We start from the raw sequence: 19,907 nt of genomic DNA, 5'->3' as shown, positions 1-19,907 counted from the left end.
CCACCGTAACGGCTGCGGAACGTTCCGCGAGCTGGCATTTCTCGTGAGACCCCGCTCGATCATGGCTGAAATTATCGACCCCGGTGGCACATATGTGCGTCATGCATGTAGCACCCCTGGATTCCCCCCACGTGACCCAACGGACCGCGCGCACACGGGACTTCTCGGGACACTCGGTCCGCGTGCGTCGCCCTGCCCGAATGTCGCGTGGCGCGCCGCGCCTGGATCACGTGAACGAGCGATGTCACACCACGGCCGGTCGGCGAAAGATTCTCGTCATAAGGGACACGGCAAACCCGAGTGACGCGGACCCAGGAACTACGGGGGTTCCCTGCTCGACATCCGCAGGGAGGGGATGTGTGATGTTCACGAATCTTTCATTCGGCCGCAGACTCCGGCTGAGGCGTCTGTACGGCGGCGACGGCGACAGGCTGCTCGTCGTGCCGCTGGACCACCCCATCAGTGACGGGCCGATCATCACGCGTGACGGCGGACTCGACACGCTGGTCGGTCAACTGGCCGACAACGGCGCCGACGCGGTGGTCCTGCACAAGGGCGGACTGCGTCATGTGGATCCGGCCCGGTTCTCGCGGACCTCGCTGATCGTCCATCTGAGCGCGAGCACGATGCACGCCCCGGACCCGGACGCCAAGTACCTCGTGAGCGGTGTCGACGAGGCCCTGCGGTACGGCGCCGACGGGGTCAGCGTCCACGTCAACCTCGGTTCGGCCGAGGAGCAGCAGCAGATCGCGGACCTCGGCCGGGTGTCGGACCTCTGCGACCGGTTGAACGTCCCGCTGCTGGCGATGATCTACCCCAGAGGGCCGAAGGTCTCCGATCCGCGGCAACCCGCCCTCGTGAAACACGCCATCACCGTGGCCGCCGAGCTGGGCGCCGACATCGTCAAGACGCCGTACGTGGGCTCACCGGACGAGATGGCGGACGTGGTCAAGGACGCCGCCATTCCGGTCATCGTGGCGGGCGGACCGCGCAAGACCACCGTGCCCGACGTGCTCGCCTATGTGGACGAGGCGCTGCGCGGCGGTGTCAGCGGCTTCGCGATGGGCCGCAACATCTTCCAGTCCGCCGATCCGGGCGCGATGACACGGGAGATCGCGCAGCGCCTGCACAAGGTCCACGACCGCCCTTTCGGCGACCGGCACTCCACCCAGGGCTCGCACCCGGGGCAGTTGCAGCCCCTCGCCGGCTGAGCCACCGCCCCGACATCTGTCGCCCCTCCACCACCCCTACCTCTACGGGAGTACGGAACATGAAGATCAGCTGGCTGGACGTCCGGGGCCTCGCCGAGGCCAAGGAGGCGATCCTTCAGGAAGCCCTGCACCACCGCGTCGAGGGCATCGTCGCGGACGACACCAAGGATCTGGCGGATCTGCCCCCCACGGTCACCAAGATCCTCTTCCCGCAGGGCAAGGACCTGCCGGACGACTTCGGCGACGCGTCGGTGGTCGTGGTGGACCCCGCCCGTCATGGTGTGACCCCGGCCGAACTGGCCATCAAGCACCCCGGTGTGGAGTTCGGCCGGTTCGTGGAGATCATCGACGCGCCGACCCTGGAGGACGCCTGCGAGTCGGCGCGTACCGAGCGGTGGAGCCTGTTGCTCTTCCGGGACCCCACCAAGATCCCGCTGGAGATCGTCATCGCCGCGGCCGCCCGCGCGACCGGCAGCCTGGTCACCGTCGCCCAGGACGTCGAGGAGGCGGAGATCATCTTCGGTGTGCTGGAGCACGGCTCGGACGGCGTGATGATGGCGCCGAAGGCGGTCGGAGAGGCGGCCAAGCTGAAGGCCGCGGCGCAGGCCGACGTCCCCGACCTCGCTCTGACGGAGCTCGAGGTGGTGGAGACCGCGCACATCGGCATGGGTGAGCGTGCCTGCGTGGACACCTGCACCTACTTCCGCGAGGACGAGGGCATCCTGGTCGGCTCGCACTCCAAGGGCATGATCCTGTGCGTCAGCGAGACCCATCCGCTGCCCTACATGCCGACCCGGCCGTTCCGCGTCAACGCGGGCGCCATCCACTCCTACACCCTGTCCAAGGACGAGCGCACCAGCTACCTCAGCGAACTCAAGGCGGGCAGCAAGGTGATGGCCGTCGACATCAAGGGCCGGACCCGGATGGTGACGGTCGGCCGGGTCAAGATCGAGTCCCGTCCCCTCATCTCCATCGACGCGGTCGCGCCGAACGGCCGCCGGGTGAACCTCATCCTCCAGGACGACTGGCACGTGCGGGTGCTCGGCCCCGGCGGCGTCGTCCTCAACAGCACCGAACTCAAGCCCGGTGACAAGGTGCTGGGCTACCTGCCGACCGAGGACCGGCACGTCGGTTACCCCATCGACGAGTTCTGCCTCGAGAAGTGAGTCCTGCCATGGCGGTGGCGACGGACGGACGAGAGGTGCTGGACTTCCACGTCCGGCTCGCGCCGGTGCCCGGGGCACCGGACCGTCTGCTCGCCACCATGGACGAGTGCGGCATCGGCCGTGCGGTGGTCTGTGCGGGCGGCACCATGCCGCTCGCACAGCTCTCCCGGTTCCTGGTGGAGGGCGGGCACATCGAGTCCGACGCGGACAACGAGGCGGTGCTGCGGGCCTGCGCCGCCTCCGACGGCCGGCTGATCCCCTTCTACTTCGCCAACCCGCACCGGCCACCGGAGCACTACCGCCGGGCGGCGGCGGACTTCCGCGGTGTGGAGATCTCCCCGGCGGTGCACGGAGTCGCGCTGGACGACCCGCGCACCGCCGGCCTCGTCGAGGTGGCCCGGGACGTCGGGCACGGCGTCTACACCGTGTGTCTGGAACGTCCGGGCAGCAGGGTCGCCGACCTGGTGACGCTCGCCGCTCGCCACCCCGAGGTCACCTTCGTCCTCGGGCACGCCGGCATCGGGAACATCGACCTGTACGCGGTCGAGTCGATCGCTCCGCTGCCGAACATGCTGCTGGAGACATCGGGCGGCTACACCTGCGTGGCCCGCGCCGCGGTGGAGCAACTGGGCGCGGACCGGGTGCTCTTCGGCTCCGAGGCCCCGCTCCAGCATCCGGAGGTGGAGCTGACCAAGCTCCGCCGCCTGGGGATCGGTGACGACGACTGGCAGAAGATCGCGTGGAGCAACGCAAGCCGTCTTCTCGGACTGGAGGGAACGGAGTGACGACGATGGACAAGCTGCCCCGTATCGGGGACTGGGCCACCTACGACGAACTCGCGGCGCGACAGCGGGCGGTGCTGCCCCAGGTCCTGGCGCGGGCCGCCAAGTCGCCCTTCTACCGAACCCGACTGGGGCCGGACGGAATACCGGACGATCCCGCCGGCTTCCGCGGGCTGCCCACCACCACCAAGACCGACCTGCGCGACAACTACCCGTTCGGCATGCTGGGCGTCGCGAAGAGCGAACTGGCGACGTACCACGAGTCCAGTGGTTCCACCGGCCGGCCGACGCCGTCCTACTACACCGAGGACGACTGGGTCGACCTCGCCGAGCGCTTCGCCCGCAAGCGGGTCGGCATCGGCGCGTCGGACACCCTGCTGGTACGCACCCCCTACGCCATGCTGCTCACCGGGCATCTGGCGCACGCGGCGGGGCGGTCGCACGGTGCGACGGTGGTGCCGGGCGACAACCGCTCACTGGCCATGCCGTACTCACGGGTCGTCAGGGCGCTGCACGACCTCGACGTCACGCTGACCTGGTCGATGCCCACCGAGTGCCTGCTGTGGGCCGCCGCGGCCCGGGCCGTGGGGCTCCGGCCCGACGAGGACTTCCCGGCGCTGCGCGCGCTCTTCGTCGGCGGCGAGCCGCTCAGCCCGGCCCGGCGGGCCCGGATCAGCCGGGTGTGGGGGGTGCCGGTGGTGGAGGAGTACGGGTCCACCGAGACGGGGAGCCTGGCCGGCGAGTGCTCCGAGGGCCGACTGCATCTGTGGGCCGACCGCGTCCTGTTCGAGGTACGGGACCCGCGGACCGGGGAGATCGGCACGGAAGGCACCGGGCAGCTCGTCGTGACGCCGCTCTACCGGGAGGCCATGCCGCTGCTGCGCTACAACCTGGAGGACGCGGTCGAGGTGTCCTACGACCCGTGTCCGTGCGGCTGGGTGCTGCCCACCGTCACCGTCCTCGGGCGGGATGTCTACGGACACCGGATCGGCGACACCCTGGTCACCCAGCACCGGCTGGAGGACCTCGTGTACCGGCTGCCGGACACGTACGGCGTGCTGTTCTGGCGGGCGCAGACCGCCTCCGGCCACCTGCGCGTCGAGGTCGAGGTCGAGGCCGCGCACGAGGCCGCGGCCTGCGGCGAACTCGCGGCGGCGGTACGGCGGGAGCTGGGCGTGGAGTGCCGGGTCGAAGGGGTCGCGCCGGGCGGCCTGGTTCCGCGGGACGTGCTCACGGGCATGCCCGATGTCGTCAAGCCGCGAAGCCTGTTCGGTCCCGACGAGGACTGGAACAAGGCCGTCCTCTACTACTGAGACGCTCGTCGAGAGTTGTGATCATGATTCAGAGTCGCAGAGCCCCCTCGTGGGGCCACGGCGAGTGCCGCATCGCCATCGTGGGTGCCGGCATCGCCGGCCTCACCGTGGCCCTGGCCCTGGGGCGGGCCGGCATCCGCAGCGAGGTCTTCGAACAGACGAAGAACCTGCGCGAGGTGGGCGCCGGCGTGCAGATCGCGCCCAACGCCACCCGTCTGCTGCACCGTCTCGGTCTCGAACGACGGCTGAGCACGGTGGCAGTGCGCCCGTCCGCGGTGGAGATGCGCCGCTGGGACGACGGCCGACTGCTCGGCCGCACCGACCTCGGAGACGCCTGCGAGGAGCTGTACGGGGCGCCGTACCACACGGTGCACCGCGCCGACCTGCACCAGGCGCTGCTGTACGGCATCGACGACAACAACCTGCACATCGGCCGTCGGTGTGTGGGCGTCGAGGAGCTGCCGGACGCGGTACGGCTCCGTTTCGAGGACGGCTCGGTGCACGAGGCGGACGTGGTGATCGGCGCCGACGGCATCCACTCGGTGGTGCGTGACGCCCTCGCCATGGACGAGCCCAGGTTCTCCGGGCAGTCCATCTACCGGGGGCTGGTGCCGGGCCGTCACCTGCCGTTCCTCGTGGAGGACCCGAAGGTGCGGCTGTGGCTGGGGCCGGACCAGCACTGTGTGTGCTATCCGGTGAGCGCCGGCGAATGGATCAGTGTCGGGGCCACTGCCCCGGCCGGCGACTGGTCGGTCGAGTCATGGACCGCCGAGGGCCGCGTCGAGGACCTCGTGCAGACGTACCAGGGCTGGGACGAGGAGGTGCTCACCGTCCTCAAGGCGCTCGACAGGGTGGGACGCTGGGCCCTGCACGACCGCGACCCGCTGCCGCACTGGTCCACCGGCAGGATCGCGGTGGTGGGGGACGCGGCGCACCCCATGCTTCCCTTCCAGGCCCAGGGCGCCAACCAGTCGATCGAGGACGCGGTCGTGCTCGCCGCCTGCCTGCGGGAGGCCACGCGGGACGGCGTCCCGCAGGCGCTGAGGCGCTACGAGCAGGTGCGCCGACCGCGCACCGACCGGCTTCAGCAGATGTCCCGGGTGAACGCCCGCACCTTCCACCTCTCCGACGGGCAGGGGCAGCGCGAGCGCGACCAGGCCCTGGCCGGCGCCCAGAACCTGCGCGAACAGGAGTGGTTGTACGGCTACGACGCCGAGTCGGCACTCCTGGCGGAGTAGCGCGCCGGACGGACGACGGCGCCGCGGCCCGAGAGCCGCGGCGCCGTCGTCCGTCGCTGTCACCCGTCGCTGTCACCCGTCGCTGTCGGTGTCGGCGAGGCCGAACTCCGTGTGCAGGAGCCTCAGGGTCTCCACGTGCTGGTGGCGGGGGACGATCACCGAGACTCGCAGCTGCGAACTGGAGACCCAGCTGGTGGCGATCCCCACCCCGGAGAGCACCATGGTGAGACGGGCCAGATACTCCGGGCGGTTCAGCAGGCCCATCCCGACCAGGGAGACCTTGGCGACGTCCGTGTCCACCCGGATGCCGCCGCCCAGCGGGGCCACGGCCCTCTCCAGCGGCTCCCTGATCCGCTCGACATCGCTGTTCCGAATGGTGAAGCCCATCCGGAACTCCTCCTCCTGCGGACCGGAGCGGGCGACGAGGTCGACCGGGACCGCGTTTCCGGCCAGGATGCCCAGGATCGTGGAGACCGGGTCGCCCTTGCCCTTGCAGTGCACGAGAACACGCGCCACGTCCGTGTCCGACGTGATGGCGCTGACCGCGCTCCCGGTCTCCAGCAGCCCTGTGTCCCTCTGGCTCACCACGGTCCCCTCCCTGTCCACCAAAGAGCTTCTGACGTGCAGATCGACTCCCTTGGCCGCGGCCAGCTCCGCCGACCTGGAGTGCAGCACCTTCGCCCCCGAGAACGCCATCTCGACCATGACGTCCGCGGTCACGTACGGGAGCTTGCGGGCCGCCTCCACCAGACGGGGATCGGCCGTGTACACGCCGTCCACGTCCGTGTAGATCTCACAGCCGCCCGCGTCGAGAGCGGCGGCGAGCGCCACGGCCGTGGTGTCCGATCCACCGCGGCCCAGGGTGACCACGTCACCGACGTGGTTGATCCCCTGGAAACCCCCGACGACGACCACGCGCTCCTCGTCCAGGCAGCTCCGCACCCGCCCGGTGTCGATCGTGTCGATCATGCCCTCACCGTGGCGGCCCACCGCCCGGATGCCGGCCTGCGGCCCGGTGAGGGAGACGGCCGGCACACCCAGCCGCTCCAGCGCCAGGGCCAGCAACGCGGCCGAGGCGTACTCCCCCGTCGCCAGCAACTGGTCGGTCTCCCGCGGCGCCCGCCGTGCCGCGTCCCGCCCTCCGATCTCGTCGACCAGGGCCAGGAGTTCGTCGGTGGTGTCTCCGCGGGCCGAGACGACGACCACGGTGCGCCGGCCGGCATGGCGGGTCGACGCCACCCGCTCGGAGATCCTGCGGAGTCGCTCCGTCCCGGCAAGCGAACTCCCCCCGTACTTCTGCACCAAGATGCCCACGGCTGGTCCCTCCCCCGTCCCGGATCCGGCCGCGCGGTCTGGTTCGGTGCTGCGGCCCTCTCGGAGCCTGCCTTGCCGGGAGGGCCGGGACATCACCCGTTCGCGGGATGCCGGCCGGTGGGAGCGGGATTCCCGGCCCGCGCCGGTCTCACCCCCGCAGCGCCCTGATCGACGTGGGCGCGTGCCACGGCTCCGTCGCGAGTTCCTCGAACTCGACCACGTCGCCGATGTCGTTCGTCGTGGACATCGAGATGTTGGTGACGCGTTCCAGGATCGCCTCGACGACGACCGGCACCCGGTGCTCCGCCGCGAGCTTCTTGGCCTGTTCGAAGGCGTCGGCCAGGTCGGCCGGGTCGGTCACCCGGATCGCCTTGCAGCCGAGGCCCTCGGCGACCTTGACGTGGTCGACGCCGTAGACGCCCAGCTCGGGCGAGTTGACGTTCTCGAACTCCAGGTTGACCTGGAAGTCGATGTCGAAGGCGCGCTGGGCCTGGCGGATGAGGCCCAGATAGGCGTTGTTGACCAGGACGTGGACGTACGGGATGCGGTGCTGCGCCCCGACGGCCAACTCCTCGATCATGAACTGGAAGTCGTAGTCGCCGGAGAGGGCGACGACGGACGCCTCCGGGTCGGCCTTGGCGACGCCGAGCGCGGCCGGCACGGTCCAGCCCAGGGGGCCCGCCTGACCGCAGTTGATCCAGTGGCGCGGGCGGTGGACGTGCAGCATCTGGGCCCCGGCGATCTGGGAGAGACCGATGGTGGAGACGTACCGGGTCTCGGGCCCGAACGCCTTGTTCATCTCCTCGTAGACGCGCTGCGGTTTGATCGGGATGTCGTCGAAGTGCGTACGGCGCTGGAGGCGGGCCCTGCGGTCCTGTGTGTCGGCCGCCCAGGCCGAGCGGTCCGGCAGCCGGCCCTCGGCCTTCAACTCCCGTGCCACGGCGACGAACAGCTCAAGCGCGGCCTTGGCGTCGGAGGCGATGCCGTAGTCGGGGGCGAAGATCCTGCCGATCTGGGTGGGCTCGACGTCGACGTGGACGAAGGTGCGTCCGGCGGTGTAGACGTCCAGTTTCCCGGTGTGCCGGTTGGCCCAGCGGTTGCCGATGCCGAGGACGAAGTCGGACTCCAGGAAGGTGGCGTTGCCGTAGCGGTGGGAGGTCTGGAGGCCGACCATGCCGGCGTTCAGCTCGTGGTCGTCGGGCAGGACGCCCCAGCCCATGAGGGTCGGGACCACCGGCACACCGGTCGACTCGGCGAATTCGACGAGGAGTTCACAGGCGTCGGCGTTGATGATCCCGCCGCCGGCGACGATCAGCGGTCGCTCCGACGCGTTCAGCATCCCGATCGCCTTCTCGATCTGGGCGCGGGTGGCGGCCGGCTTGTAGACCGGGAGCGGCTGGTAGGTGTCGGGGTCGAACTCGATCTCGGTGAGCTGGACGTCGATGGGCAGGTCGACGAGGACGGGCCCGGGACGGCCGGAGCGCATCAGGTGGAAGGCCTGCTGGAAGACGCCGGGGACCTGCGCGGCCTCCAGGACGGTGACGGCCATCTTCGTGACCGGCCTGGCGATGGCGGCGATGTCGACGGCCTGGAAGTCCTCCTTGTGGATCACGGCCGTCGGCGCCTGGCCCGTGACGCAGAGGATCGGGATCGAGTCACCGATGGCCGAGTAGAGCCCGGTGATCATGTCGGTGCCGGCGGGCCCGGAGGTGCCGACGCAGACGCCGATGTTCCCGGGCCGGGTGCGGGTGTACCCCTCGGCCATGTGCGAGGCGCCCTCGACGTGCCGGGCGAGGGTGTGCTGGATGCCGCCCGCGGCTTTCAGGGCCGCGTAGAAGGGGTTGATCGCGGCGCCGGGGACCCCGAACGCGTCTCGGACGCCCTCACGCCTGAGGATCTCGACTGCCGCGCGGGCAGCGGTCATACGAGCCATTGCGTACTCCTGCTTCAGCTGCCGGACTCGCGCTCCCGTCGCGCCCCGCGGTGAGCACTTCCGTGATCTCGTCAGTGGGTGGTGAACCTTGCACAGTTTCCATATTGCGGAAAACTTTTTCTGCTATCTGGAAGCAATGTAGGGGGCGGGTCGAGGAGCGTCAAGGGCGGGGTCCGGGGAATCCACCGGGCCGTCTCGAGGTGTTTCCCTGCCGGAGCGGCCCCGTCTGGAGGACGATGAGGAGGCGTTTTCGACGGGGCCCGGCGGTGGGGTGGGGAGCATGAGCGAGAGCATGGCGGTGCGGTGCCCGGACTGCGGGCGGGAGCACCGGTACGTCGCTCCGGCCTACCCCTGCGCGTGCGGCGCCCCGGTCGCCCCGGCCCTGAACCACCGCGCCGCCGCCACCTCGGTCACCCACCACACCTGGGACGAGGACTGGGTCACCGTCCGCTGCGGGAACTGCGGTCGCGCCGACCAGTGGCCCCACCCGGAGTTGGGCTGCTCCTGCGGGACCGTGCTGCGCGTGCCCGTGGCCGGCTCCCTACAGCCGCTGGGCCCGGGCGGCACCGGGGGCCCGGCCGGGGCGAGCGCAGGCCCCCGGGCGGCCTTCCGGCCGGTCACCATCCGCACGGCCCGCGACGCGGTCACCGCCGTCGCCCTCTATCTGCGCTGGCTGGGCTACGAGGACATCCGCCGCGCCGACCAGCGCCAGCCCTCGGGGATCGGGCTGGCCGCGCGGGGTGTCCTGGTGCAGGTGGACCCGTCGGTGCGCCCGGCCTCGCTGCGCGACGTCGAGTGCCTGTGGCTGACCGCCATGACGCAGTCCACCGACTGCGTCCACTTCTCCCTCGCCGGGTACGCGAACGACGCCCGCGACCGCGCCGACGGCCTGGGCGTCTCCTTGTTCGTCCTGGATCTCACCGGCACCCCGCAGCCGGTGAACCGCGCGGCGACGGACCTGGTCGCCACCGGCGCGAGGGTCTGACCGCCGATCCACGCGGCTCACCGGCGCCGGGCACCACGGCTGTCCGGTTGCCGGGGCTGTCCGGCTGCCGGGCTACCCGGCGGCGTAACGCTCCCGCAGTTCCACCTTCCGCACCTTCCCCGACACCGTCATCGGGAAGGTGTCCAGGATGCGCAGCGCGCTGGGGATCTTGTAGTGCGCCAACCGCCCGTCGCAGAAGGCCCGCAGCTCCTCCAGGGTGGGCGGCTCGGCGCTCTCGCGCGGGATGACGCAGGCGAGCACCTCCTCGCCGTACCGCTCGTGGGGCACGCCCACCACCTGGACGTCGGCGATCTTCGGGTGGCCGTACAGGAACTCCTCGATCTCGCGCGGGTAGATGTTCTCGCCACCCCGGATGATCATGTCCTTGATCCGGCCGACGATCTCGACGTAGCCGTCCTCGCGCATGGTCGCCAGGTCCCCGGTGTGCATCCACCGCCCCGCGTCGACGGCCTCGGCGGTCTTCTCCGGTTCCTCCCAGTAGCCGAGCATCACGCTGTAGCCGCGGGTGCACAACTCCCCCGCGACGCCGCGCGGTTGCGTCGCCCCGGTCGCCGGGTCGACGATCTTCACCTCGATGTGGGGCAGGACGCGGCCGACCGTGCCGGTGCGGTGGGCCAGGTCGTCGTCGCGCCGGGTCTGGGTGGAGACGGGCGAGGTCTCGGTCATGCCGTAACAGATCGAGACCTCCGTCATGTGCATCTCGGCGACCACCCGCTTCATCACCTCCACCGGGCAGGGCGAGCCCGCCATGATGCCGGTGCGCAGGGAGGACAGGTCGAACGCGGCGAAGTCGGGGAGGTTCAACTCCGCGATGAACATGGTCGGTACGCCGTACAGGGAGGTGCAGCGCTCCTGCTGGACGGCCTCCAGGGTGGCCTTCGGGTCGAAGGAGGGGGCCGGGATGACGACGCACGCGCCGTGCGAGGTGGCCGCGAGGTTGCCCATCACCATGCCGAAGCAGTGGTAGAAGGGCACGGGCACACAGATCCGGTCCTGCTCGTCGTAACCGAGCAACTCGCCCACGAAATAACCGTTGTTGAGGATGTTGTGGTGGGAGAGGGTCGCCCCCTTGGGGAAGCCGGTGGTGCCCGAGGTGTACTGGATGTTGATCGGGTCGTCGCAGGACAGGTCCTCGTACGGCACCGGCGTCCCGCGCGCGACCAGCGCGTCCCAGCCGGGGTCGCCGAAGTAGACGGTCTCCCTCAACAGCGGGCAGCCGGCGCGCACCTGCTCGACCATCGCCCGGTAGTCGCTCGTCTTGTGGCGCGGGGACGCGAACAGGAACGAGATCCCGGCCTGCTTGAGGACGTACTCGACCTCGTGGGTGCGGTAGGCCGGGTTGATGTTCACCATGATCGCGCCGATGCGGGCGGTGGCGTACTGCACGAGCACCCACTCGGGGCAGTTGACCGCCCAGATGCCCACCCGGTCGCCCTTGGCGACGCCGCTCGCGACCAGCGCGTACGCCAACCGGTCGACGTCCGCGGCGAATCGGGCGTACGTCCAGCGCCGCCCGGACGGCACGTCGACCAGCGCCTCACGGTCGGGCCAGGCGGCGACGGCCCGGTCGAGGTTGGCGCCGATGGTGTCGCCGAGCAGCGCGGTCCCGCTCGTCCCGTGCGTGTATGAGTTCACCGGAAGTCCTCCTCGCGGTACTCCGCGTCCGAGCCCGCGGCCGTGGCCTCACGCAGCTCGATGCGGCGGATCTTGCCGGAGACCGTCTTCGGGAGGTCTCCGAACTCCAGGCGGCGCAGGCGCTTGTAGGGGGCGAGGACGGTCCGGGAGTGCTCGAAGAGCACCTTCGCGGTGTCCGGGCCCGGCTCCCAGCCGGCGGCCAGCACGATGTACGCCTTCGGCACGGCGAGCCGCACCTCGTCCGGCGCGGGGACCACGGCCGCCTCGGCGACCGCCTCGTGCTCCAGCAGGGCGCTCTCCAGCTCGAACGGGCTGATCTTGTAGTCGCTGGCCTTGAACACGTCGTCCGCGCGGCCGACGTAGGTGAGGTAGCCCTCCGCGTCCCGGGAGCCGATGTCGCCGGTGCGGTAGTAGCCGCCGGCCATGGCCTCCGCCGTACGGTCCGGGTCGCCGTGATAGCCGGTCATGAGGCCGACAGGGCGGTTGGAGAGGTCGAGGGCGATCTCGCCCTCGTCGGCGTCGGGGGCGCCCGAGACCGGGTCGAGCAGGACGACTTTGTAGCCGGGGGCGGGCCGGCCCATGGAGCCGGTCTTCAGCTTCTGGCCGGGGCTGTTGGAGACCTGCACGGCGGTCTCGGTCTGGCCGAAGCCGTCCCGGACGGTGACGCCCCAGGCGCGGCGGACCTGCTCGATGACCTCGGGGTTCAGTGGCTCCCCGGCGGCGACGACCTCGCGGGGCGGGGCCCCCAGCCGGGTCAGGTCGGCCTGGACGAGCATGCGCCACACGGTGGGCGGGGCGCAGAACGTGGTGACACGCGCGCGGTCCATCTCCGCGAGCAGCCGACCGGCGTCGAAGCGGGCGTAGTTGTGGATGAAGACGGTCGCCTCCGCGTTCCACGGCGCGAAGAGGTTGGACCAGGCGTGCTTGGCCCAGCCGGGCGAGGAGATGTTGAGATGGACGTCGCCGGGGCGCAGACCGATCCAGTACATGGTGGCCAAGTGGCCTATGGGGTACGACACATGGGTGTGCTCGACCAGCTTGGGCCGGGCGGTGGTGCCCGAGGTGAAGTACAGCATCAGCGGGTCGGTGGCGTTGGTCGCGCCGTTCGGCTCGAAGCGGGCGGGGGCGGCGTAGGCCTGTTCGTAGGGCCGCCAGCCCTCGACCGTGCCGCCGACCGCGGTGCGGGTGTAACGGCCGGGCACGTCGGCGAACTTGGACGTCTCCTCGGCCCGCGCGATCACATGCCGGACCCGGCCGCGCTCGACCCGGTCCCGCAGATCGGCGGGGCCCAGCAGCGGGGTCGCGGGGATGACCACGGCGCGCAGCTTCATCGCGGCGAGCGCGGTCTCCCACAGCTCCGCCTGATTGCCGAGCATCACGAGGATGCGGTCGTCGGCGCGAACGCCCCGGTCCCGCAGCCAGTTGGCCACGCGTGAGGAGCGTTCGGACATCTCGGCGAAGGAGAGCCGGGTCTCGGTGCCGTCCTCCTCCACGATGTGCAGGGCCGTGCGGTCGTTCCCACGTGCGATCACGTCGAACCAGTCGAGCGCCCAGTTGAAGTACTCGGGACGCGGCCAGTGGAAACCCTCGTAGGCCGTGGCGTAGTCCTCGCGATGGGCCAGCAAGAAGTCCCGGGCCGCCCGGAACTCGTCCGTGGCGCTCGTCCTCGCCGACATGTGTCCTCCTCATTGCCGGACCGTTGCCTGACATCGTGTAATGCGTGATACACGTCTCACTACCCCCGAACGGGGGTGCGCCGCGCGGAAGGGGCGAGTTCGTGGCACCGGATCCCTCGGATTCCGTCGGGACGGCCCTGTCGGGCCCGGCGGACATGCGCGGCGCGCTGCACCGGCTGCGACAGGCCACCGGCCTGCCGCTCGCCTTCGCGGGGCTGGTCGAGCCCGGCTCCGGGCACCTGCGCATCAGCGAACTCCAGGGCAACCGGACGATCTCGCTCCAAGGTCTCGCCGTGCACTCCGGGAACGGCCTGGGCGGCAAGGCGGTGGCCCTCGCCCGCCCGTGCGGGGTGACCGACTACTCGGTGTCGCGCCGGATCAGCCACGAGTACGACGCCGCGGTCGCCGCCGAGGGCATCCGCTCCGTTCTCGCGGTCCCCGTGGTCGTACGGCGTCAGGTGCGCGGGGTGCTGTACGGCGCCCTGCGCACGGCCCAGCCGCTGGGCGAGCGCACGGTCGGGGCGGCGCTGGAGGCGGCGCGGGACCTGGAGCAGGCGCTGGTGGTGCGCGACGAGGTGCGGACCCTGCTGGCGGCGACCGTGCCGCCCGAGAAGGATTCGGCCAAGGCGTGGGAGGAGGTCCGGGGGGCGCACGGGGCGCTGCGCGCGCTCGCTCCACGCGTCGACGATCCGGAGCTGCGGGCGGAGCTGCTGCGGGTGTGCGGGCGGCTGGCCGGGGTGACCGGCGGGAAGAGCGCCGCGCCGGAGGGTGTGCCCCGGGTCACCCTCACGCCGCGTGAGACGGATGTGCTGGCCTCGGTCGCGACGGGGGCGAGCAACCGGGTCACCGCGGACCGGCTGGGGCTGCGCCCCGAGACGGTGAAGGCGTATCTGCGTTCGATCATGCGCAAGCTCGGGGCGCACGGCCGGTGGGAGGCGGTGGTGGCGGCTCGGCGGGCGGGGCTGTTGCCGTAGCGGGTTGCGGTCCCGGCCCCGCCTGGCTCGGTCGCGTTTGCCGGGGGACATTCATGTAACGCGCATGTGAAATTCCCTATGCCGTACCCTTCCTGTTATTTCCCACACCGGGCCGCGTTCCGAAATTCAAAGACCGGACGCCTAATATTGGCCCGGACACGACACTCGAGGGGAGCGGTGGCCCGTGCGACGGGAGTTCAAGGAGCCTGGGAGACCCCGCCCCGACCTGGTCATAGGCAGGGAGGAGCTGTTCGCGGGGGCACGCGAACAGCTGTCGCGGGGCGGCAGCGTGCTCGTGCACGGTTCCGCCGGCATCGGGAAATCGACCGTCCTGCGCGCCCTGGCCGCCGAATACGACGAATCGGCACGCACGGTGCTGCGCTGTTCGGCCACCGAGTCCGAGTCCCATCTGCCGTTCCTCGCCCTGACCGACCTGCTCGGTCTCGTCTTGGACGAGGTGTCCGACCAGCTGCCGGCGCCGCAGCGCACCGCCCTGGAATCCGCGCTCACCGGCCGTGGCGAGTCCACGCTCCAGCGTGACGGGCTGGCCCTGCGGCTGGCCGTGCTGTCGACGCTGCGCGCGCTGGCCGCCAAGGGCCCGGTGCTGATCGTCGCCGACGACCTGCAGTGGCTGGATCCGGCCAGTGTGGAGCTGCTCGGGTTCGCCGCGCGACGGCTCGGCGAGATGCCGGTGCGGATGCTGTGCGCCGTACGCACCTCGACGGACCCCCACGGTCACGAGCAGGACAGGTATCTACGCGCGTCCCCGCCGGACACCCTCGCCCTCCGGGTCGCCCCGCTGTCCCGCGCGCACGTCGCCGAGCTGCTGGAGAACCGCGGCTACACCGGGCTGCCCCGCTCGACCGTGCGGGACATCCACCGCACCAGCGGCGGCAACCCGCTGTTCGCGCTGGAGCTGGGCCGCGCCCTCGCCGACAGCTCGACCCCGCCGCGGCCGGGCGAGCCGCTGCCCGTGCCGACCTCGCTGCGGACCCTGGTCCTCAACCGGCTCGACATGCTCTCCGCCGAGGCCCGCCGCACCCTGCTGGTCGCCAGCGCCGGTGCCCGGCCCACGGTGGCACTGCTGCGCGCCGCCGGGCGGGAGAACGCCGAGGCGGAGACCGCGCAGGCCGTCGAGCTGGGTCTGCTCGCGCCGGAGCGGGAGGGGCCCGGCGTGCGGTTCGCCCACCCCCTGGTCTCGGCCGCGCTGTACGCCGAGGCCACCGCGCAGGAACGGCGGGACGCCCACGCCGCGCTGTCCACCGCCGCCGTCGACCCCATCGAGCGCGCCCGGCACCTGGCGCTGGCCACCCAGGGCACCGATCCGCAGGTCGCCGCACGGCTCGGCGAGGCCGCCGCCGTGGCCCGGGACCGCGGCGCGCCCTCGGTCGCCGCCGAACTGGGGCTGCTCTCGGCCCGGCACACCCCGGCGGACGCGGCCCCCGGTCCTGACGAGCGGCGGTTGCAGGCGGCCGAGGACGCGCTGACCGCCGGGGAGAACGACCTGGCCCGGGACATCGCCCGTGAGGTGCTGAGCCGGGCCACCGAGCCCGCCGAGCGGGTCCGGGCCTGGATGGTGGTGATCGACGCGGCCGGGCAGTCCCTCGCCGAGGTCGACGCCGTCTACCCACAGGTCCTCGCCGACGCGGGGGACGACCCGCGACTGCTCGGGCTGGTCCGCTACCAGCTGGCCTGGCGGGCACTGGTCCTGGAGGGCGACTTCGCGCTGAGCCGCCAGGAGGCCGCGCGCGCGGCGGAACTCGCCGGACGCGCCGAGGACCGGCGCACCGAACTCCTCGCGCTCGCCTTCCAGGCGCAGGCCGAGATCCTGATGGGCCACCCCGACGCCCCGATGACGATCAAACGCGCGCTGAAGGAGCCCCAGGACCCGCAGCTCGCCTGTCACCACAACGGGGCGGGCGCGACCCGCTTCCGCTGGCTGATGATGAGCGACCAGCTCGGCGAGGCCCGTGCCACGATCACCTCGCTGCTGCGGGAGGTGCGCCGGCGCGGCATGGTCGAGAGCGAGGTGCACTACGTGCGCTTCCTCGCCGAGACCGAGCTGCGCTCCGGGCACTGCGGCCGGGCCCTCGACCTCGCCCGCGAGGGCTACGTCCTCGCCCGGGACTCCGGCATCGGCGAGGGCGCGTCCGCCATGCTCACCTCGCTCGCGGAGGCCGCCGGAGGGGACGTCGAAAGGGCCCGGGCACTCGCCCGCGAGGCCGCCGACCGCGCGGAGCAGGACGGCGACCTGATGTACCTCTCCCGCGCGCTGGGCGCCCTCGGGCACGCCCAGCTGGTGGCCGGGGACGCGTCGGGGACGGTCCAGTCCCTGCGTCGCGTACGGGAGTTGGAAGACGGGCTCGGGATCAACGACCCGGCCCGCGGCCGATGGCACGGCGACCTCGCCGAAGCCCTGGTGCGGGTGGGCGAGTTGGCGGAGGCGCAGGACGTCGTCGACGTCACCCGGCAGCAGGCGCTGCGGCTGGGCCGGGAGAGCGTGCTCGCCGTCCTCGACCGCGCCGAGGCCCTGGTGCGGGCGGCTCGGGGTGAACAGGACGCCGCCGTACGACAGTTGACGTCGGCTCAGGACCGGCTCGCCAAGCTGGGCTACGGCCTGGAGGAGGCGCGGGCCGCGTACGCCCTGGCGGGGCTGCGTACCGTCCCGCAGAGCCTCGGTCCCGCCCGGCCAGGGGGGACGCCCGCGCCGGGCGCGTACGACGAGGCGTCCCGGCTGTTCCGCCGGTGCCGCGCCCTGCCGTGGCTGCGCCAGGTGGAGGAGGCCTCCGTCGCCCCGGCGCCCCCGCCGCAGCCCGCGATCGCCCCGTCGGCGCTGGACGCCCTCGCCGTGCTCGCGGCGACCGAACGACAGGTCGCGGAGCTGGTCATGGAGGGCGCGACCAACCGGGAGATCGCCGGTCGGCTGTACATCAGCGTGAAGACGGTCGAGGCGACCCTCACGCGCGTCTACCGGAAGCTGGGCATCCGGTCGCGTGTGGACATCGTGCGTCTGGCGGCGGGACACCGTACGAACTGACCTCCCCGGGACCGGCTGACGAGCCCCTCCCGGGACCCGGGCCCTGTCGTCGCATTCCCGTCCGCTCCTCGTCTGCCACGTGTCGGGGGCATCCGTGCGGGCGGCGACCTTGCGGCTCCAGCCTAGGCTCAAACCCCGGCCCGGGTCATCGAGGGTTTTCCCTCCCCAACTCCCTTAGGGGGATCCCCCCTTGGGAGGGGATCACTCCCGCTCTTAGTTTTTGTGCCGTGCCGCACGCCAGGCACACGGACCGGCCCGCCGCCCCCGCTCGGCTCCCCCGAGCGGGGGCGGCACCGCCGGCTCCGTGCACTCCCCCCACCCGCGCGTCCCCCACCGGCAACCCCCCATGAGGAGAACCATGTTCGGGTTCAACCGCGCCAAGAAGTCGATGGTCGCCGCCGCTGCCACCGCGGTCGCCGCCGCCGGCGCCCTGCTGACCGCGCCCGGCGCCGTCGCCGCTCCCCAGCCCATCGTGGGTGGCACCACCACCACCGCGAGCGCGTACCCGTACGTCATGCAGATCACGAACGCCTCGCAGAGCCAGTTCTGCGGCGGCACCCTGGTGTCGCCCACCAAGGTGATCACCGCCGCTCACTGCATGGTCGGCAGAACGACCTCCAACACCCGCGTCGTCGGTGGCCGCACCTACCTCAACGGCACGAACGGCACCGTCAGCACCCTCAGCAAGATCTGGATCCACCCGAGCTACAACAGCTCCACCATGACCAGCGACGTGGCCGTGCTGACGCTCGCCGTCGCGCAGCCGTACACCACGGCGCCCTATGTCAGCGCCTCCCAGACGGGCGTCTACGCGGCCGGCACCACCGCCCGCATCATCGGCTGGGGCACCACCTCCTCGGGCGGTTCCTCCTCCAACCAGCTGCGCACCGCGACCGTGCCGGTCGTGGCCGACTCGGTCTGCGGCAGCTCCAGCTCCTACGGCTCCGAGTTCGTGGCCAGCTCCATGGTTTGCGCCGGATTCGCCTCCGGCGGCGTCGACACCTGCCAGGGCGACAGCGGCGGTCCCCTGATGATCGGGGGCGTCCTGGCAGGCATAGTTTCCTGGGGTTACGGCTGCGCCGACGCGCAGTACCCCGGTATCTACACCCGGCTGACGACCTTCTCCAACACGGTGGCCGCGCAGGTCAACTCCTGACGGGGAGAAGCCGGCCCACGGACTCCTGAGGCACATCCTCAGGTGATACCAGGGGGCGCCGCGAACCTGCCACGAGCGGTTCGGGGCGCCCCCTCTCCACTGTGTGACGGCGTCACGGCGCGGGCGGTCACGACGGTCACCGGCCGGTGGCCGCCACCGTGCCGAAGCGGATGTCGAACGAGTCGCCGCCGTGCAGAGTGCGGAGCAGACGGCCCGCTTCCTCCACCAGCTCCGTCCGCTGCCGAGCGGTGAGGCGCCCGAAGGGTTCGAGGGTCACGACGTCGGCGTCGAGCTTCCAGATGCCGGCCAGGAATCCGTCGACGAGGAAGGTGCGGTAGGCCTGGTTCCCCTGCCAGGAACGGCCCTTGAGGTCGGGCGGGACCACCCGGGAACGGTCGGCGTGGGAGAGGAGCAGATTGTCGAACTCGGGGAGCAGCCGGGGCGGCGCCGGGGTCTCGGGGTCGGGGCGGGGCGCGTCCGGGAGGTCGAAGAGTTCGGCGCCGCGCTCGTCCCGGAAGGTGACCAGCTCCGGGCGCAGCCGCTCGAACGCCTCGCGCAGGCGAGTCAGTCCGGCCCAGGTCTGCATGTCCTTCACGGAGGCGGGCCCGAAGGCGCCGAGATAGCGCCGGACCACCGTCTCGGGTGCCGGGGCCTCTTCGGCGGGCCGGCCGAGCCAGTGCTCGGCGGTGGTCAGGGCGACCTGCCCGCTCCTCCCCCACAGGCCGCGCGGGGTGACCTGGACCAGCGGCAGCCGGCAGCGCGCGGCGAGACCGAGGGCGAACGGGTCGGCGTCGGGCCACTCCACGGCCAGGGCCTCACGCAACTGCTTCAGCGTGCGGGGCTCGGCCTCCACGAGTTCGCGGGAGATGGCCTCCAGACGGTCGAGATCGACGCCGACCAGCCCCTTGCGGAACAGGTTCAGCTCCCGCTCCCGGGCCGGCTGCACCAACGGCCGCAGGGTGAGGCAGTCCGCGGCGGTGTGCGTGTGGATCGTGGACCGCATGCTGACGATGCGCACGGCCCGACGATCGGCCATCAGCACGGACAACTGCTCGGGCGCGAACCCCTCCAGCCGGGCCGCGAGCGCGTAGTAGGGCGGCTGCACGTTCTGCGCCTGGAGACCGAGGAGGTGCTCGACGGCGTCGTGGGCGGACAACTCCGCCCGTCCCAACAGGAGTTGACGAGCCAGGGTCGCACGATTGAGAGCGAGGGTGCCGAGCCGGGGAGCGGCGGTCCGGGAGGCATTGTTCGTCATGCTGTGCACGCTAGCGGGCGTTGCGGACAACTTCCGTCCTCGACGGGGGTGGGGCGGGATTCGGTGACGGGCGCCGGTATCGGGCGCCGGGGGTGCCGAGGTCGCGGGAGTCGGCCCTGTTCGGCCCTGCCGCACATCGCATCGCCGCCGCGGCGTTTGCCCCGTATATCCTGCCGCGTGGGCGAGGGAACCCTGCCCCGTATCCTGCTCG

Annotated in this window: 14 protein-coding genes; 9 read left to right on the top strand and 5 right to left on the bottom strand. The window is 71.7% G+C overall.

The window, feature by feature from the left end:
• Positions 1-362 precede the first annotated feature (362 nt).
• The 5 genes from ACZ52C_RS13565 to ACZ52C_RS13545 are packed head-to-tail and all read left to right on the top strand — an operon-like array spanning position 363 to position 5,710.
• On the top strand, positions 363-1,211 hold the full coding sequence (locus tag ACZ52C_RS13565) for a 2-amino-3,7-dideoxy-D-threo-hept-6-ulosonate synthase (RefSeq protein WP_469074872.1): 849 nt from the start codon (positions 363-365) through the stop codon (positions 1,209-1,211).
• A gap of 59 nt (positions 1,212-1,270) precedes the next feature.
• Positions 1,271-2,377: a 3-amino-4-hydroxybenzoic acid synthase gene (gene griH, locus ACZ52C_RS13560; RefSeq protein ID WP_469074871.1), complete on the top strand. Its 1,107-nt coding sequence runs from the start codon at positions 1,271-1,273 to the stop codon at positions 2,375-2,377.
• An 8-nt stretch (positions 2,378-2,385) separates the two neighbouring features.
• A complete protein-coding gene (locus ACZ52C_RS13555; RefSeq protein WP_469074870.1) occupies positions 2,386-3,162 on the top strand; it encodes an amidohydrolase family protein in 777 nt (258 codons plus the stop codon).
• 5 nt (positions 3,163-3,167) lie between these two features.
• Complete coding sequence (locus ACZ52C_RS13550; RefSeq protein WP_469074869.1) at positions 3,168-4,472, top strand: phenylacetate--CoA ligase family protein; 1,305 nt, start codon at positions 3,168-3,170, stop codon at positions 4,470-4,472.
• Between the two features lie 23 nt (positions 4,473-4,495).
• Positions 4,496-5,710: an FAD-dependent monooxygenase gene (locus ACZ52C_RS13545; protein WP_469074868.1), complete on the top strand. Its 1,215-nt coding sequence runs from the start codon at positions 4,496-4,498 to the stop codon at positions 5,708-5,710.
• A gap of 72 nt (positions 5,711-5,782) precedes the next feature.
• Here the strand turns inward: ACZ52C_RS13545 and ACZ52C_RS13540 are convergent, their stop codons facing one another.
• A complete protein-coding gene (locus tag ACZ52C_RS13540; protein WP_469074867.1) occupies positions 5,783-7,024 on the bottom strand; it encodes an aspartate kinase in 1,242 nt (413 codons plus the stop codon).
• A gap of 148 nt (positions 7,025-7,172) precedes the next feature.
• On the bottom strand, positions 7,173-8,957 hold the full coding sequence (gcl, locus tag ACZ52C_RS13535) for a glyoxylate carboligase (RefSeq protein WP_469074866.1): 1,785 nt from the start codon (positions 8,955-8,957) through the stop codon (positions 7,173-7,175).
• Positions 8,958-9,237: 280 nt separating this feature from the next.
• Here gcl and ACZ52C_RS13530 point away from each other — a divergent pair, with 280 nt between their 5' ends.
• The gene (locus tag ACZ52C_RS13530; RefSeq protein ID WP_469074865.1) at positions 9,238-9,942 is read left to right on the top strand and encodes a hypothetical protein; all 705 of its coding nucleotides are present in this window, start codon (positions 9,238-9,240) and stop codon (positions 9,940-9,942) included.
• Between the two features lie 72 nt (positions 9,943-10,014).
• On the opposite strand, the gene ACZ52C_RS13525 is transcribed toward ACZ52C_RS13530, so the two are convergent.
• Together ACZ52C_RS13525 and ACZ52C_RS13520 are read right to left on the bottom strand one after the other, a co-directional pair.
• Complete coding sequence (locus ACZ52C_RS13525) at positions 10,015-11,598, bottom strand: AMP-binding protein (RefSeq protein WP_469074864.1); 1,584 nt, start codon at positions 11,596-11,598, stop codon at positions 10,015-10,017.
• Complete coding sequence (locus ACZ52C_RS13520) at positions 11,595-13,274, bottom strand: AMP-binding protein (RefSeq protein WP_469074863.1); 1,680 nt, start codon at positions 13,272-13,274, stop codon at positions 11,595-11,597. The genes ACZ52C_RS13525 and ACZ52C_RS13520 overlap by 4 nt, the downstream gene beginning before the upstream one ends.
• A gap of 101 nt (positions 13,275-13,375) precedes the next feature.
• Here ACZ52C_RS13520 and ACZ52C_RS13515 point away from each other — a divergent pair, with 101 nt between their 5' ends.
• From ACZ52C_RS13515 to ACZ52C_RS13505, 3 genes are all read left to right on the top strand, one after another.
• Entirely contained in the window at positions 13,376-14,248 is an 873-nt protein-coding gene (locus ACZ52C_RS13515) for a helix-turn-helix transcriptional regulator (protein WP_469074862.1), read from the top strand.
• 184 nt (positions 14,249-14,432) lie between these two features.
• Positions 14,433-17,285: an AAA family ATPase gene (locus ACZ52C_RS13510; protein ID WP_469074861.1), complete on the top strand. Its 2,853-nt coding sequence runs from the start codon at positions 14,433-14,435 to the stop codon at positions 17,283-17,285.
• 358 nt (positions 17,286-17,643) lie between these two features.
• On the top strand, positions 17,644-18,441 hold the full coding sequence (locus tag ACZ52C_RS13505; RefSeq protein ID WP_469074860.1) for a S1 family serine peptidase: 798 nt from the start codon (positions 17,644-17,646) through the stop codon (positions 18,439-18,441).
• Positions 18,442-18,577: 136 nt separating this feature from the next.
• On the opposite strand, the gene ACZ52C_RS13500 is transcribed toward ACZ52C_RS13505, so the two are convergent.
• Positions 18,578-19,696 carry a winged helix DNA-binding domain-containing protein gene (locus ACZ52C_RS13500; protein WP_469074859.1) on the bottom strand — a complete coding sequence of 373 codons (1,119 nt, stop codon included), beginning with the start codon at positions 19,694-19,696 and terminating at the stop codon, positions 18,578-18,580.
• Positions 19,697-19,907: the final 211 nt, after the last annotated feature.

This window comes from Streptomyces sp. NPDC034049, assembly GCF_055575575.1.
This window is presented reverse-complemented; position numbering and strand designations above follow the sequence as displayed.

Excerpts from the sequence above, each read along its gene's own strand:
- ACZ52C_RS13545 (WP_469074868.1), top strand. The coding sequence starts at position 4,496 with ATGATTCAGAGTCGCAGAGCCCCCTCGTGGGGCCACGGCGAGTGCCGC.
- ACZ52C_RS13500 (WP_469074859.1), bottom strand. The coding sequence starts at position 19,696 with ATGACGAACAATGCCTCCCGGACCGCCGCTCCCCGGCTCGGCACCCTC.
- ACZ52C_RS13565 (WP_469074872.1), top strand. The coding sequence starts at position 363 with ATGTTCACGAATCTTTCATTCGGCCGCAGACTCCGGCTGAGGCGTCTG.
- ACZ52C_RS13550 (WP_469074869.1), top strand. The coding sequence starts at position 3,168 with ATGGACAAGCTGCCCCGTATCGGGGACTGGGCCACCTACGACGAACTC.
- ACZ52C_RS13530 (WP_469074865.1), top strand. The coding sequence starts at position 9,238 with ATGAGCGAGAGCATGGCGGTGCGGTGCCCGGACTGCGGGCGGGAGCAC.
- ACZ52C_RS13555 (WP_469074870.1), top strand. The coding sequence starts at position 2,386 with ATGGCGGTGGCGACGGACGGACGAGAGGTGCTGGACTTCCACGTCCGG.
- gcl (WP_469074866.1), bottom strand. The coding sequence starts at position 8,957 with ATGGCTCGTATGACCGCTGCCCGCGCGGCAGTCGAGATCCTCAGGCGT.
- ACZ52C_RS13505 (WP_469074860.1), top strand. The coding sequence starts at position 17,644 with ATGTTCGGGTTCAACCGCGCCAAGAAGTCGATGGTCGCCGCCGCTGCC.
- ACZ52C_RS13520 (WP_469074863.1), bottom strand. The coding sequence starts at position 13,274 with ATGTCGGCGAGGACGAGCGCCACGGACGAGTTCCGGGCGGCCCGGGAC.
- griH (WP_469074871.1), top strand. The coding sequence starts at position 1,271 with ATGAAGATCAGCTGGCTGGACGTCCGGGGCCTCGCCGAGGCCAAGGAG.